At 59.7% G+C, this 14,626-nt stretch carries 18 protein-coding genes; 6 read left to right on the top strand and 12 right to left on the bottom strand.

All coding sequences use genetic code 11. The features are described from left to right. Positions 1-4: 4 nt before the first annotated feature. The 7 genes from NDN16_RS18485 to NDN16_RS18515 all read right to left on the bottom strand — a co-directional run bounded on the left by NDN16_RS18485 (position 5) and on the right by NDN16_RS18515 (position 5,258). A complete protein-coding gene (locus NDN16_RS18485; protein ID WP_251114937.1) occupies positions 5-319 on the bottom strand; it encodes an EexN family lipoprotein in 315 nt (104 codons plus the stop codon). After that, entirely contained in the window at positions 316-1,071 is a 756-nt protein-coding gene (locus tag NDN16_RS18490) for a type IV secretion system protein (RefSeq protein WP_251114938.1), read from the bottom strand. The genes NDN16_RS18485 and NDN16_RS18490 overlap by 4 nt, the downstream gene beginning before the upstream one ends. Then, the gene (locus NDN16_RS18495; protein ID WP_251114939.1) at positions 1,068-3,452 is read right to left on the bottom strand and encodes a VirB4 family type IV secretion/conjugal transfer ATPase; all 2,385 of its coding nucleotides are present in this window, start codon (positions 3,450-3,452) and stop codon (positions 1,068-1,070) included. The genes NDN16_RS18490 and NDN16_RS18495 overlap by 4 nt, the downstream gene beginning before the upstream one ends. Next, on the bottom strand, positions 3,449-3,802 hold the full coding sequence (locus tag NDN16_RS18500) for a type IV secretion system protein VirB3 (protein ID WP_251114940.1): 354 nt from the start codon (positions 3,800-3,802) through the stop codon (positions 3,449-3,451). The genes NDN16_RS18495 and NDN16_RS18500 overlap by 4 nt, the downstream gene beginning before the upstream one ends. 15 nt (positions 3,803-3,817) lie before the next feature. Further along, positions 3,818-4,123: a TrbC/VirB2 family protein gene (locus NDN16_RS18505; RefSeq protein ID WP_251114941.1), complete on the bottom strand. Its 306-nt coding sequence runs from the start codon at positions 4,121-4,123 to the stop codon at positions 3,818-3,820. A gap of 8 nt (positions 4,124-4,131) precedes the next feature. Further along, positions 4,132-4,665, bottom strand: coding sequence for a hypothetical protein (locus NDN16_RS18510; RefSeq protein ID WP_285292829.1), 534 nt, complete (start codon positions 4,663-4,665; stop codon positions 4,132-4,134). Between the two features lie 80 nt (positions 4,666-4,745). Further along, entirely contained in the window at positions 4,746-5,258 is a 513-nt protein-coding gene (locus NDN16_RS18515; protein ID WP_251114943.1) for a hypothetical protein, read from the bottom strand. A 307-nt stretch (positions 5,259-5,565) separates the two neighbouring features. On the opposite strand from NDN16_RS18515, the gene NDN16_RS21155 reads away from it, so the two are divergent. The 3 genes from NDN16_RS21155 (at position 5,566) to NDN16_RS18525 (ending at position 6,685) form a co-directional block, all read left to right on the top strand. Continuing rightward, positions 5,566-6,006 (top strand): RrF2 family transcriptional regulator, encoded by a 441-nt coding sequence (locus NDN16_RS21155; protein WP_353050233.1) that lies wholly within the window; start codon positions 5,566-5,568, stop codon positions 6,004-6,006. 2 nt (positions 6,007-6,008) lie between these two features. Next, on the top strand, positions 6,009-6,323 hold the full coding sequence (locus NDN16_RS18520) for a single-stranded DNA-binding protein (RefSeq protein ID WP_251114944.1): 315 nt from the start codon (positions 6,009-6,011) through the stop codon (positions 6,321-6,323). Positions 6,324-6,526: 203 nt separating this feature from the next. Further along, complete coding sequence (locus tag NDN16_RS18525) at positions 6,527-6,685, top strand: hypothetical protein (RefSeq protein WP_251114945.1); 159 nt, start codon at positions 6,527-6,529, stop codon at positions 6,683-6,685. A 4-nt stretch (positions 6,686-6,689) separates the two neighbouring features. Here NDN16_RS18525 and NDN16_RS18530 read toward each other — a convergent pair whose 3' ends face one another. The 4 genes from NDN16_RS18530 to NDN16_RS18545 form a co-directional block, all read right to left on the bottom strand. Then, positions 6,690-7,307: a methyltransferase family protein gene (locus tag NDN16_RS18530; RefSeq protein ID WP_251114946.1), complete on the bottom strand. Its 618-nt coding sequence runs from the start codon at positions 7,305-7,307 to the stop codon at positions 6,690-6,692. Between the two features lie 920 nt (positions 7,308-8,227). Next, on the bottom strand, positions 8,228-9,169 hold the full coding sequence (gene dmeF / locus NDN16_RS18535) for a CDF family Co(II)/Ni(II) efflux transporter DmeF (protein ID WP_251114947.1): 942 nt from the start codon (positions 9,167-9,169) through the stop codon (positions 8,228-8,230). 11 nt (positions 9,170-9,180) lie between these two features. Further along, on the bottom strand, positions 9,181-9,459 hold the full coding sequence (locus NDN16_RS18540; protein ID WP_251114948.1) for a metal/formaldehyde-sensitive transcriptional repressor: 279 nt from the start codon (positions 9,457-9,459) through the stop codon (positions 9,181-9,183). Between the two features lie 970 nt (positions 9,460-10,429). After that, positions 10,430-10,777, bottom strand: coding sequence for a VapC toxin family PIN domain ribonuclease (locus NDN16_RS18545; RefSeq protein ID WP_251114949.1), 348 nt, complete (start codon positions 10,775-10,777; stop codon positions 10,430-10,432). A gap of 123 nt (positions 10,778-10,900) precedes the next feature. Here NDN16_RS18545 and NDN16_RS18550 point away from each other — a divergent pair, with 123 nt between their 5' ends. Together NDN16_RS18550 and NDN16_RS21000 are read left to right on the top strand one after the other, a co-directional pair. Continuing rightward, positions 10,901-11,533 (top strand): recombinase family protein, encoded by a 633-nt coding sequence (locus tag NDN16_RS18550; protein ID WP_251114950.1) that lies wholly within the window; start codon positions 10,901-10,903, stop codon positions 11,531-11,533. 100 nt (positions 11,534-11,633) lie between these two features. Next, positions 11,634-11,819 carry a hypothetical protein gene (locus tag NDN16_RS21000; protein WP_285292830.1) on the top strand — a complete coding sequence of 62 codons (186 nt, stop codon included), beginning with the start codon at positions 11,634-11,636 and terminating at the stop codon, positions 11,817-11,819. 762 nt (positions 11,820-12,581) lie between these two features. On the opposite strand, the gene NDN16_RS18555 is transcribed toward NDN16_RS21000, so the two are convergent. After that, complete coding sequence (locus NDN16_RS18555; protein ID WP_251114990.1) at positions 12,582-13,553, bottom strand: GlxA family transcriptional regulator; 972 nt, start codon at positions 13,551-13,553, stop codon at positions 12,582-12,584. 98 nt (positions 13,554-13,651) lie between these two features. Here NDN16_RS18555 and NDN16_RS18560 point away from each other — a divergent pair, with 98 nt between their 5' ends. Then, positions 13,652-14,542 (top strand): MBL fold metallo-hydrolase, encoded by an 891-nt coding sequence (locus tag NDN16_RS18560; protein ID WP_251114951.1) that lies wholly within the window; start codon positions 13,652-13,654, stop codon positions 14,540-14,542. Positions 14,543-14,626: the final 84 nt, after the last annotated feature.

Genomic DNA, 14,626 nt, shown 5'->3' on the forward strand with positions numbered 1-14,626 from the left:
TGGATTATCCCCCGAGACGTTCGCGAGTGGATTGGCGTCGAGCTTGCGAATTGGCTTCGTCAGCGTTCACGCAATCCCGTGAATTTTCCAAAGCGCCCGGATCGTTGCGGCATTGCTCACGCACCGCTCGCCGCTCGTCGGGGTTGTCGATGAAGAACTGAACGTCGCGAACGACGGTTTCGTCCTCGGAAGTGCCGGCCTCGCCGATCTCGGCGGTTGGGATCGACGACGGCTGTTCGGCAGTCTGCTCAGGCTCGCTGCCGCAGCCGACAAGGACGAGTGCCGCGGTCACAAATAGTAGCAATCGAACTAGCATCATCGGCCTGCCTCCAGAGCCGACCGGATGCCGTCACGGCGCATCTGGCTGCGCTCCTCGAGCCGCTGGTCGTCGACACGGTTGCGAGCTTCCTGAATCATCGCGAGCCCCTGCATCCGCAGGACCTCGTTTTGTAGGATCGTGCTTTCGGCCTGGAGCCGCGCCTGAAGGTCCATGACCTCCTTCGGCGTCGTTGCGCTTGAAAGGCGATCGCGGAGCTGGTTCAGGCCGTCCAGGCGCTGGGACGCTTGATTATAGACGACCTTACCCACTGCCATGTCCTGGTAGGTCTCGCCTTTCCGCCGCTGCACTTCCTGCTGGTAGAAGGAGTTGGCCGCGTTGCCGCCTTCGTTCTGGTAGTAGTCGTACTGCTGCGCGAAGCCGTCGATGTTGCCCTGGAGGAGGCCGTTCACAGCCCCGGCAGTGCGCGAATATTCCGGCGGAAGAAGCTGCTGGAACTGGCGATCGTTTAGAAGGCCGCCGAGGCTCGACACGTCGGTGATCTGGTTGAAGCTGTCGCCGAGGTGCTGCGCCTCGTCATAGATGCTTCTGGCCTGATCGAGCTGCGCCTGCATCTGTTGAAGCTGCTGGCCCCACCGCACAATCGCGGTGGCGTCGATCACGGGGATGCCCTGCGCCACGACGGCGGGGGCCGACACACCGACAAGGGCGATCCCGAGGACCGCGCCCCGAAGAGGGTTCTTCAGTGCGCCGAGGGGACGGCGAGGACGCGTCGAAGACCGTTCGTTGGTCATGCTGCTACTCCTTTCGCAGTGGCCTTGTTGAGAAATCGTGGCATCCAGTCGGCCGGGTCATCCCCAACCTCTGCCCGGATTTCGTCGAGCCGATGCACGCTTGCGGTGCGGCCCGAGAGGACGGTCAATTCGTCCTCGAAACCGTGGAGCGACAATTCCGCGACGACGGAATTGTGCTCCTGCTTGATGAGGAACTGCCGGCGCTCGACCGTCAGCTCGTTCTTGATGAGGTCAAATTCGCGCCGCGAGAGGCCGAAGCCCTTGATGTAGTCCTCTTCCGACGCGGCCGCGTTCGGCATGAAGATCTTCGTCGCGCACTGTTCGATGATCGTGTAGCCGATTTCCGAGGCGATCGCGTCGCGCGGCGATTGCGTCCCGAAAATCATCAAGCCGTTCTGCTTACGGATCGTCTTGAGCTTGTTCTGTGCCAGGTCGCGGAAGGCGCTATCGCCGAGTGCCTTCCAGAACTCGTCGATGTCGATGACGATGCGGCGACCGTCGATGAGCCGTTCGATCCGGTAGAACAGGTACATCATGAGCGGCGTCCGGACAGCCGGGTTGTCGAGGAAGTCTGTCATGTCGAAGCCCATGAAGTGGGCGTCGAGATCGAGCACGTCGGCCTCGTTGTCGAACACCCACCCGAGCGACTGTCCGTCCAACCAGCGCTCCATGCGAGCGCCCGTGCCTTCGAGGTCGTTGGATGACAGGAACTGGAGCAGCGCCGTCAGCGAACGTTCCGATTGCGGAAGCTGGCGAAGCTGCTGGATCGCGTTCTCAACGTCCTTCTGTTCGGTGACGGAAAGCTCGCGGCCATCCCGTTTCACGAGCTGGCTGACCCACTGAACGGCGAAAGTGTGATCAGCCGGGTTCTCCAGATCGAGCACCTTCAACGGTGCACAGCCCGTCGACCGGCCGTTCTGCAGGGCGAGGTACTTGCCCTCGGCAGCGCGCACGAAAATGTCGGCGCCGCGGTCCTTGTCGAAGAAGACCGTCGTCACGTCGAGCTTCTGGAGCTGGGCGAGGATGAAGTTCTGCAGGACCGTCTTGCCGGAGCCGGACGGGCCGCAAATGAACGTGTTTCCCAAATCCCCGACGTGAAGGTTCAGGTGAAAACCGCAGCCGCTCGATGTCTTCAAAAGCGCGATCGACGGCCCCCAGGGCGAGGTCTGCGAGCCCTTGGGGTAGGACATGAAGGGCGACAGCGCCGCGAAGTTGCGCGAGCTGATATGGCCGGATCGCGGCCGGTTCGAAAAGTTGCCGGGGAACTGGCCCCAATAGGCCGCCTCAAGCGCGAGATCTTCGCGCGCGGTCACGATGCTGCAATCCGACAGGATGCGGCGCGCATGGGCCATCTTGTCCATGAGCGACGCGGCCGTGGGCGCAACCACCATCAGGTTCAGGTGATGGCGGCCCATCGTGAATTTCGAGGATTCGAGATCGTCGAGCGCACGATCGAGGTCCACGATCTGCGAGAGCGCGCGATCGTGGACGTTGGTCATCTGGTTCTGCTTGAGCGTCAGGATCGACCGGCTTTCGGTCTTCGACGCCATCGAGAAGGACTGCGACAGGACGAACTCGAACGGCGCTTGGAGGAGGCTGTTGAGCATTCCGGGGCGCGTGGTGGCGGGATATTCCTTCACGCCGAGGATGCCGGCGAAGCGCGATTGCCCGGCGCCGCGCAGTTCGATTACCTCGCGGCCGAAGAGGGGCCGATCGAGGAGGATCGCGCCGTTCATTGGCCCGTTCGTCAGCGGCAGACGCTCAAAATCGACCGTTCCGACGGCGTTCAGGTACTCGGCGACTTCCGAGAAGATCCCGCCATTGTGCTCATAGAGACCGCACAGGCGGGCCTCATAGCGGCCCAGCGTCGTGACAACGGTCGGAAGGATGCCGCGGAAGTCACGCAGCGCCTTTTCGTTGATTTCGGTGCCGTTGCCGCGAGCCTTGCGCAGGCGGGACATCACCGAGCCGATCCGGCGCTCGGCGTTGCGCGCCGGCGCCCATAGGAGCGCGCAGAAGAGCCGATTGCGATACAGCGTCTCGCTCGACATCTTGTGCTTGTATTTGTCGTCGAGCTGGCGCGCGAACGACGCCTTGAACTGCCCTTCGGGGTACTCGACGTCGCGTGTGCGGATGACATGCGTCCAGAGCGCCAAGCGCTCGTCGTTCACATTGCGCCAGAGGAGATTGAGCTTGCCGTGGAGGTCGTTCAGCTCGCCTTCGTCGGCCGTGTCGAAGGCAGCGCCCTCCATTTCCACGACGGCCATCATCTGGCCGGTGCGCAGGCTGATGATGTTCTCATCGATATGGCGCGTGTACGGCACCTTGTCCGACACATGCTCCTCGCGCAGGATCGCCCTCGATCGGCCCGTCAGCTTCACGGAATGAGCTCCGTCTTTTGGAGATCGCGCCAGGAGCGCGCGCGGCGAACCCGCAAGGGGCTCACGGACGATGCGCCCCAGTAGAAGCGGTTGCGGCAGCGCAGCTTGGTCGCCATCCAGGCGAAGAAGATGCTGAACTGGTTGGGGTCGTGGGCGCAGACTGCGCGGCACGCGAGATAGATGATGACCCCGACCCCGAGATACAGAAGGCTCCCCCCGACGAGGAAAATGATGCCCGTCAGGAGGATGATGATGAATCCGGCCTCAAGCGTCACCCCGGCCCACATGGCAGGCCGAGTGCAGGCGAGGAACAGGATGTCCTCGGTGAGCTTTTCGCGCTGGTCAGACATGGAAACCCTTCGGGATCAGGTCGCGACGAGATCGACGATCTCGGCGGCGCCGAAGAGGATGATGCAGCCGACGATGAAGTAGCCGACGGTCCGCAGGTCGACGTAGCCGAACAGGAACGCGAAGCCGATCACGACGGCGGCGATGATGGCGATGAGGCGCGCGATGTTGCCGGTCAGGGCGTCCACGATCGTCTGAAGGATGGTTTCCGCGCCGCCGAGGCTCTGTGCGAACGCCGGTTCGGTCATCACGACAGAGAAGGCGACCGCGACGAGAAGGAGCGGAAGGACGCGCACGACGCCGAGATTGAAGAGTGCAGGCATGTTCGAAATCACCGTGAAAAAACCAGCAGCGACCGGGATTGGTCGCGGCCATAGACATCCCATTGCGAACCGGGCTCCTCTGCGGGTTCGGCCACGCTCAAGAAACTGGCGGGCATAGGCTCGCGGGCTTCTTCGAGCCGCGAACTTGCTGTTGCCACGCTCGAAGTGTTGAAGACCCCGACCAGGGCTTGAACCTCCGCAAGAGCCTCGTCGTAACGAGCCGCGAACTCCCCGTTCACACCGGGCTCGCCCGTCGCAAAGTCGAGCGCCGCAAGACGCCAATGGTCATCGCCGCCGCCGAAGTCCGCGTGTCGCGCTTGCAGCTCGTCGGCTGCCACGGAAAGGTTGATGCAGGGTGAGAACCCGTCCGTGTAGGAGCGATCGGTGAACGCATCGACCGGAACACTCGCGAGCCCGATCCGCGCCTTGGAATCGTAGACCATCGCGAGGGCGACCGACTGGACCGCAATATCAAGAGCAGAATGGTCGCTCCGGTCGCCGTTCACAGCGACGTGGTAGACCGCGCCTTGTGTCTCGGCCATGGCAAGTGCGGCGACCACGGGCGCAGGCGCCGTGGTCGCGCATTGTAAGGACAGAGCGAGGATCGAGAGCGCATCCACGGTCAGAACCAGATGCGTTGGGACTGACCCTCAACGACGTAATCGAGGTATCGGGGCCGGCTGCGGGCAACGGCGTCCTCTTCGACAACTTCGCCCCATACGGACTGACCGTTGATCCGGCGAGTTTCGAAAACGCGGTTGTCATCCTCGTTGCGAGGGCCTCCGGCACCGTCCGGAACGAAGACGTAGCAGACACCGCCGCCAGGGCGTCCGCTACCATAATCCGTCCGCTGGCGCGCTCGCGACCCGTCCGAGCAGCGTTCCCAGCGCTCCATGCCATAGCGGGTGAAGTTCACATGCCCGTCGGCCGACTGGCAAAGCGGGAAGGCCCTGCCCTTCGCAAGATGCTCATAGAGCTTGGTGATGGGCGGAACACACTGGCTGACGGCCATTGGACCGGCAGGATTGGACAGGCACAAGGCGACCTCGCACGCCCATTCGGCCTTCGCCGTTTGTGTTGAGAAAGCGATAAAGCCCGCTGCCAGAGCGCCAAGAGCAATTGTGCCGTTTGTCATGTGTCCAACCCTGTCGCGCCTTACCAAACTGTGCGGCGTTCACTCTCAAATGGACATACATCTTACCGTCTTGGATTTTCACCTACCCCTTATGGATGATGGATTGAACGGTAATATCCAAGTTTTCCACATGTTGATGCCAACGGCTTCTGCGTATGTTGCGCAATGGGCACAGCGTTCGTGCTGCTAGCGGTAGCGTTCCCTATGAAAAATCAGTGGTTTTATGGGCGGGCAGACACCGGACATTGCCTTTCAACTATTGAAATCTATTAAGCGGTTCAAAATTCCTTTAAGGCTATGATCTGAAGTGTATTTCTTTGCTCGAACAGACCTTGGCCTGAAGCTCTTGTTTCTGTTGGCTTCGCAGCCCAATAGAAGGTTGGCGCGCTCGGATTTCGGCAACGTTTTTCCCTGGTCGATAAGCTCAATTCGGCCCCCTTTGGAAGCGCTTGCCGCTTCCGGTCTCATAACCTCCCATATCGGAAACGGGGGCGGCTATCGCTTAAGTCGGCCGCCAGATGAGATTACCCTTCTCCAGGCAATTACTGCGCTAGAAGGTGGCTTCGAACTCATTAAGTTAGAAGCCGAGGATTGCATTAGCCTCTATGTGAAAACGCTTGGCAAAGCGAAATCGGCCTTCTTCAGAGAACTTGAGAAAGTGACGTTAGCCGATATCGTAAGGGACGCCGATTCCATGAAGGCACTCGGTATTAACCCGCCGAGCGTGAAGCGTCGTAACCGGAGGTAAGTTTGAAGAACCTTGCCGAGTTTGAAATCATCGGTCGCGTTGGCAGGATCACGACCCATAACAACGCGACCAGGGTCACCATTTGCGCCAACTACAGATACCAGGACGACGGTGTGTGGAAAGATGATCCGCACTGGAACGAGGTAGTGGTATTCAGTCGCCAGCTCCGTAAGTATGCTTCGGAAAAGCTCGCGACGGGCGCCCTCGTCCACGCCCGAGGCCGCATCCGCCAGAACCAGTTCGAAGACGCGACCACAAACGAAACGCGCTACACTATCGACCTCGTGGCGATCGATATCGGGGCGTTTGCTTTATGAACGACGCTTTCAAGCGATCACCCTTCTAGGGATTGTTGGAACAACTGGGTTCCTGCTCGTTCAAGCGGCCGACAATGAGATGATCCATGCCCAAGCCCAGGCACTTACCGGGCGCATTGAGCATGGCCTAAGGGAAAGCTCGCGTCGGATGGTCCTAACCCGTGATCTGCCCGAGACCCTCACCGGCGCCGCCGAAGTCCTCAATGGACGCACGCTACGTCGATACGGACTTGATCGTGCAGCTTGTCGGCATCAACATTTGCGCTCGCAACCAGAAGGCCACGTTCGAAGGAACTCCACAGCCTTACGCCAGCGCCAAGATCGAGATGAATATGTCTCTAATGAGAGGCGTATCAGCGTGAGGTGTCAGGGTAGACGCAACGCGGTTCCAATCCAGCCAAAGTGTCGAGCTTCTTCCAGTAGTTCGAAGGCTGGCCAGGCAGAAAAAAAGAGAAAGCCATCGGCCAGGGTTCTAATTACCCGTCGTGGCTGAACCTCAATCACCGGCGTATCCCTCCATACTGAAGGACGCGGACCGAAACGCGGTACCCGACGCCGATAGATTTCGTAGGTTGAGCCGAATTCGGCAGCAAGAAATGTCTCCTCGCGTTCGATTACTAAGCGGAAAATTGCAGCTACGGTAAGCGCTAGGATGATCCCGATCGTTAGGCTACCCGACTGGGCGCCAACGCCGAACATGGCGACGTAGGTGAAAAGGTAGAGCGGATTTCGACTAATCGAGTAGGGGCCTAAATCCACCACTTCCCGCGTCTTGCGTCCACCGATGTAGAGGGAACACCAAGCCCGTCCCAAGACGCCAAGCGCGATACAGGCAAGGCCCAACGTCTCGACGGCATCTCCTATCAAGGAATTCTCGGCCCATAACGGGCCGATTGCAAGGCAAAAGGATAATAGTCCTAGTGCCGAGACGCGTAGAACTCGTTTGCGACGCCGCTGGACAATGCTGATGTCGATGGCGTTCATGGTTAGACTTAACCTCAGGTTTTTGCAGCTTGTGGCGAGTGGTGATAGGAGATTGGGGCAATACGGCGACATATGCATTCAGTATCAATGAACAGCGCGGTGCCCCAGCGGGAGCCTTTCCAGCAAGCTTCTTCGAGGGGCTGGCAACCTCAGGAAAGGCACTATCGAGCCTTGTTCGGTGCTTTTTGGAACCTTTGTTCCGATAAGCCCACGCTTCCATGGGCGGCAGCGACGCCGCCGCTCGATGTGCGGCGTCGCCAGCGTCGGCTGCAAGGCCAAGCACAGCAGTCGAATCGGACTTCATCTTAGAGATAGCAATGTCCATTAGTCCAAGGGCCGCGGACGGAGATTGTTCAACCTTGGTAAGCAGCTCGTCCCCACAACAAAGCGATCTAGAGTGCTGCAGGCGTCGCGCTCTCGTTCGAGCCAATCAGCGTCAATTCGGTTTCGCTTAGCAGCCGGGAAAGGGAGCGTGGAAGACGCGTTTGACGATCCCGCCGGTCCACTGGTGACGCGCAACCTATCACTCGCGTATCGATCCGGCGTCCTGGCCAGTCGACGAATGAAAACTCCGGGGCTTGTAAAAGCGGCGTGGAACAGTTGGGTCCGGTACCGTATTCATCAGAGTGTGTCCCAAAGCCACTATCCCTGGAGGGGGATGCCATGCCGGAAGAAAAACCAGGCAAACACCACGACCATCCCGGACACACGCCGGGCGACCTCGACCAGCACGGTCATCGCGACAAGAGCGGCTCGACGCGGAAATGACGCCGGCTTCCCGCGTGAAATTCCGGAAGCAATATCACAAGGCCCGCTTCAGCGGGCTTTGTGTTGTCGGTGGATACGGCTGGCATTGACGGACATTGGCGCACTCCGAACGGCTCGGAGCCCGCCGGGACTGAGATAACGCCGGTTCAAACTCACGCTGCCTCCACCTCGAGCGTCAGGTGCGACAGGTCGTGGATATGGGCCAGCTTCGCCCGGTAAACTGCCAGGGGCTGGGGCTGCTTCGTGCGGATCGCGACGATTGCCGCATGATGGCCGGGTCCGACCTGCCATACATGCAGGTCCGTGATCCGGTCCTCATCGGTCTCGACGGCCTGGCGGATCTCCTCCGGCAGATCCTTGTCCTTGGGAACGTAGTCGAGCAGCACGGCGCCGGTATCCTTTATCAGGCCCCAGGACCAGCGGGAGATCACCAGTGCCCCGACGATGCCCATGATGGGATCGAGCCAGATCCAGCCGTAGAAGCTGCCAAGCACCAGCGCCAGGACCGCAAGGACCGAGATCAGCGCGTCGGCAAGGACATGCGCATAGGCGGCGCGCAGGTTGTTGTCGTGCCCGCCGCCATGGGTGCCGTGTCCGTGGTCGTGTCCGTGATGGTGCCCATGACCATGATGATGCGCGTGGTCGTCCTTAAGAAGCCACGCCGAAGCGAGATTAACGACCAGTCCCACGATCGCGACGGCGATGGCCTGCCCGAAGGCGATCGGGACGGGGCTCATCAACCGCAGGACGCTCTCGTAGGCGATGAAGAGCGCAACGAGGGCGAGGATCACCGCGCTGGCAAAGCCCGCCAGATCCCCGAGCTTGCCGGTGCCGAAGGTAAAGCGGCGATTGGAGACGTGCCTGCGGGCGTAGAAATAGGCCCCCGCCGCGATCAGCATGACGGCCGCATGCGTCGACATGTGCAAGCCGTCGGCGACGAGCGCCATCGAGCCGTAGGCGATGCCCGCCGCGATCTCGATCACCATCATGGAGACCGTGAGGGCGACGACGGCCCACACCCGGCGCTCGTTGCGTCCGTGGTTCTTTCCGAGGAAGTCGTGGGTATGGGCCGCGGCGCGGGTTAGGTCGGACATCGGACGAGCTCTCACTTCAGGTAGGTCTTCAGGACCGCGAGCAGATCCGCCGCGCCTTTGGCCTTGTCGGCATCGGCTTCGCGATCCGGATCGACGACGTGATGGCGGACATGATCATCGATCAGTTCCACGGTCAGTCCGTTCACCGCCCCCCGGATCGAGGCGACGAGTTGGAGGACCTCGCCGCACGGCGTGTCGCTTTCGAGAGCTCGAGCCACTGCGTCCAGTTGCCCCTGAAGGCGACGGACGCGAGCAACGAGCTTGGCGGGATCTCTGGAAAGATGCGTCATAGAATACCCCCTACCCTATAAGTAGAGCGGGGTCTATTGGCTATCGGAGCCATCTTCGTCCGGGAACCACAATCCCTAAAGCGTAATCGCCCTGCGCTGATGGCTGCCTTTTCGATCCGTTCGACCACCTCTGGACCAGTCTCTTGCGCGTGAGCACCTTGCGAGTGTCTCCCCAATGCACGAGCGTAATTTAGGTGGTCAGGCAGAAGGGCCGTCGCTCTAACCGAGTCGTGACCTACTTCCACCTCATGGACTTCCTTCTCGAACCCCAAAGCGTCGGCTTCGCGATCGTTCGCTGGATATCGGTCGTCGTCTTGATCGTCGCCTTCTGTCTACTCGCGGCTCGTATCCTTACTCACCTACTCCGGATGGATCAGACTGGGTGGGAAGAGGAGGTCGAGCGGAACCATGGCTACCGAAAGTACGGGATTGGCACCGGCGATGGACCTGGTTTGCTCGTTCCGAACCGAATCCTTCTCGCGCTCCTCCGCAAATACGCGGCGACATGGTTCGGGGCCTTGCATCTTGCCATCGTTACGGCCTCGGGTCTCGTTGCGATTGTGCTATCGACAATCGCGCACTCGTGACCATGGCAGTTGCCGCCACTGCCATCGAGTCGCCGGATGAAGATCAGATCATCGGCTTCTTCGAAGGTGGACGTTTGAGAATGCCTGCATGTTCGCCGCTTTTTGTTCGCCTTAGAACGTGAATGGTTGGGCATTGCCCGCCAACTCCTGGAACAAGCAGAAGGCCGCATCGGGACCCAAGCGTACTGAAAGGCCGCTATGCGACGAAGCAGAAGAGGAAATCAGCGTCCTAAACGAGGCCGGGGGTTGCCACTCAGATAGGTCTATCACTAGCGGTAGCTAGTCCATCCTTTACAGACAGGGGAGGGTGTTCGACAGTGACCGCGAAGCTAGTGGAACGGGCGAGCGTAGGCGTGAGAAGCTTGCGACAAGTGACGTTGTCATCAACGAAGATGGACGACGGATAATCCTTTTACCTTCACCTTCCTCCATTCCCGATCAGCTGTGAGGACCGGAATATCCAACGCCATGCAACTCCTGTCGCCAAGTCCGCGGCCGTACTCGCGTGTCTGAGCATTCAGAGATGCGGCAGCGTAGGCAGCTGCCTCGTCGTGGGCTCTGACATCCAAGCGCAGTTCATACAGAAACTCGCGGATCATTTGAGAGTCGATGCCCTGCACGGATAGTTCTTTGATAACCTCATGAAGGTTTACAGCTGAGATCACTGCACGACCAATATGGCGTTCGACGACCTCAGGTGGAAAATAATGGCAAACTCGTATCTCTGCCACGCCGCGCTGCGCATAAACGTTCGATTATGAGCAGGCGTTGGCAAGAGTGCGCAGAAACCGGATGGAAGTTATATTGCGCATGCGCTAAAGGTTCGAGGCGTTTTTGAGCTACGTGAGCCTTCGATGTCCCGTGTCTTCGCCTACGTTCGCGTCTCTACCCAAGGTCAAACGACCGATAATCAAGTTGGGGAAATCCGCGCTGCTGGTTTCGAGGTTCAAGCTCGACGCGTTGTTTCTGAAACCGTGTCCGGATCGCTCGCGGCTAGGGAACGAGAGGGGTTCACCAAACTGCTGGATCGCATGGAAGACGGAGACGTCTTGGTGGTAACCAAGATGGACCGTCTTGGCCGTAATGCCATGGACGTTCGTGCCACCGTCGAGCTTCTGTCAGGGATGGGTGTCAGAGTTCACTGTCTGGCCTTAGGGGGTGTCGATTTGACGAGCTCAACGGGTCGCATGACCATGAGTGTCATCAACGCTGTCGCTGAATTTGAGCGTGACCTCCTCATCGAACGCACGCATGCTGGTCTTGTTCGCGCAAAGGAGCAGGGCAGGGTACTTGGCCGCCCCGCCAAGCTGACGGCTGAGCAAAAGCGCGTTGTACGCGAACGGCTCGAGGAGGGGACGTCGCTCTCCGCGCTCAGTCGCGAATACGGAGTAAGCCGTTTGACCATCCAACGGGCACGCGATGGCATGAAAAGGTCTTTTGAAAGGGCGTCTAACGATCAGCACATATCAACTGACCAAATCAGATGAGCTTTCGATAGCTTCACCGTGATCGCGCTAGCCCAAACCCTCACGCGACTTATCTGGTGCCTCACTGATAATTCTCCCAACTTACGATTGAGAAAAGACAATGGGCGCAGACGAGAGGTTGGCGCTTTGCGCTGGTTTTAAGGGCATGTCCATGAGCCTCGACCAGTTCACAGACGACGAGCTGCCGCTACTCGCTCGCCTGCATGAACAGGGAAAGATCCGGCTCACTGGTATGAAGGGGCATATGCCGTTCATCGAGGTTTGCGAAAAGCTCACCTCTGCCTGATTTTGGCAAGGCTGCTGACGGAAGATGTATGTGCGGCAGCAATCCCTCCATGGCTGAGGCCGCGCCGCTTGCGTCAGGCGATCACTGAGGCTCTGGCTCGCTTGGTACAGCCATGTTGGTTGCCACCGCAAAATGCCGACGGTGAGGCAGTCGTCCGCTTGCAGATTTCACCGGATGGCGAGCTTTCTTGGCCACCTGAGCTCGAATACGGTGACGAGGGTAAGGGCACACTCTCGGTAAGTGCGCTCCGCGCCGTACAGGCCTGCGCACCCTACCCGAGCGTCGGCGAACTGACCGGCGACGAACCTATTTCGATCCGCGCGACCTTCTCCCTCACTGGTTTTTCAGCGGTGCGAGGCGAGCAGGCCTTACGGCCTGGTAGAGAGCGTAACGATCCCCGTCGGGGCCGATATTGCCCTGCACGTGCCTCTGCCAGTCGGGCTCTGCTATGTCGACCCGGCAGGTGGTGGGCTGCAGGCGGAGTATATTGAGTGGGTGGCATCGCGAACTAAAATCGTCATCGACAACCAGATGGATGGGAAATAGGCGGCGGGCTTCCTGCGAATATTCACCTTCCGGTCGTGCTACCTGAAAGCCGCCCACTATTTAAAGTGCTCGTGCTTCCCAATAGATTATCGTTTGCGCAAAAGCTCGCCGCGATCGCGAATGACAGTTATCGCCAATTTAATCCGTAAGCGAACCGGAAGCTTTCCACCCCATATTGATAGTCGTGGGCGTCGACATTCATCGTATGTTAAGCGGTCATCCGCGGAACCTCCTTCGATACTCGGCGGGGCTCAAGCCAACAATGCGGATGAACATTTTGCGGAACGCCCCTGGGTCGCCATAGCCGACCTCCCAGGCCACCTGATCGCCAGTCAGGTGTCCAGCTTGGAGTAGCTCACGTGCCCGGTTGACCCGAAGTCGCTGACCGTATTCCGTCGTCGTGAGTCCTGTCGCATTCTGGAAGCGGCGAAGAAAGGTGCGTTTCTCCAAGCCGGAGCGCTCAACCAGCGCTGGGAGCGCAAAGTCTTTCCCAGCCGTCTCGTGGAGCCAGTGCTGGATGGCCCGAATCGCCGCATCACCGTGGTTCAGTTTAGGCACGAAGCTGCTGTAGTAGCTTTGTTCGCGTCCCGGCGGATCGATCAGGAATACCTGTGCCGTGTCGAGCATCACCGAGACGCCGAGGAAGCGTTCCACCAGACGCAGGGTTAGGTCGGTCCATGCCATCACCCCGCCAGCGGTCAAAAGATCCCCGTCGTCGATCAGGAGTCGATCGGTATCGACGTGGGCCATTGGAAACCGTTCCTGGAACTCGGCCTCGTAGGTCCAATGCGTTGTGACGGTACGTCCCGCGAAGAGGCCGGTTTCGGCGAGAAGAAACGCTCCCTTGCATATGGATCCGAGCGCCGCGCCGGCTTCATGCTGCTCGCGCAGCCACCGAGCGAAAGGTGCAGCCTTGTCCGAGCTTAGAGGCTCGCCCAAACCTGGCGGCAGCACGAGGACCGCAGGGGAGCCAGAATGGTCCGGACATGTGTCGAATACGCGTACAGGCGCGTCGGCATTATTTGGCCATTCCCACTGACTGACCCGAAGGCGCGGGCGATCCAGTTGTTCGCTGGCCCGACGAGCAAGCTCATCTGCGGCGGACAGCAGGTCCGCCATTCCCAGAACGGCCGCCAACTGAGCGCCCGGAAAGTTCACGATGCCGATTTCCGGCAACTCGTCGATCATGGCACTTTCGACCCGATTTTTGTCGATCACGCCACTCCATGTGGCGCAACTTTCCCTGTAGCTCAAGGCTGTACGATCGAACCTGAAGGACGCAACCCGTGACCAACGACAACCTCACGATGAATCGGCGCCAGACCTTGGCGCTTTTGGGCGGCGGCGCCCTTCTCTCCACGACAGGTGCCTTGTTGATGACCGACAAGATGGCCGCTGCCGCGACGACGCAGGCGACCCTGACACAGATTCGCAACGCCACGCTCCGCGTAGACTACGGAGGTGTTCGCTTTCTGGTGGACCCGATGCTCGCAAGAGTTGGCGCCTATGCCGGTTTTGAGGGCTCGGCTATGAGCCACCTGCGCAATCCGCTGGTTCCGTTGCCTGTGCCCGTAGAAGAGCTGACCGAGGTCGACGCCGTACTCGTCACGCACCTTCACTCGGACCATTGGGACGAGGTTGCGATCGCGACGCTGAACAAAGCGCTGCCGATCTTCTCTCAGAACGAGGAGGACGCGGGCGAGATCCGCAAAGCCGGTTTCACCGACGTGCGTGTTCTCACGGAACAGATGGAGTTCAACGGCGTCTTGCTGTCGAAGACCGAAGGTCTTCATGGTACAGAGGCAACGCTCAATGTGCTTCCGCTAGGCCATGTCTGCGGCATCGTCTTTAGCCATCCCGACCATAAGACCCTCTATGTCGCGGGCGACACCATCTGGAACGAGGATGTCGAGACCGCTCTGAAGCGTCACAAGCCGGACGTCATCGTTCTGAATACGGGCATGGCGACCTTTATCGGTCTCGACCCCATCATCATGGGCGAGAAGGACGTTTTGTCCGTTCACAGGGCTTCACCGAACGCCATGCTTGTCGCCAGCCACATGGAGGCGGTGAACCACTGCATCTTGTCTCGCGCCGATCTTCGTGCCTTCGCCGAGAAGGAAGGCTTCTCCGAGAAGCTTCTGATCCCCGCAGACGGTGAAGCTCTGCGCATCTGACCCCCAAGGTCGAACACTCTGACTAGTCGGCGACCGAAGTTCGCCGACACTGAAGCATTCCCATGAATGGATTTGGAACGGGGC

The organism is Aureimonas altamirensis, from assembly GCF_023702225.1.
Classification (GTDB): domain Bacteria; phylum Pseudomonadota; class Alphaproteobacteria; order Rhizobiales; family Rhizobiaceae; genus Aureimonas; species Aureimonas altamirensis_B.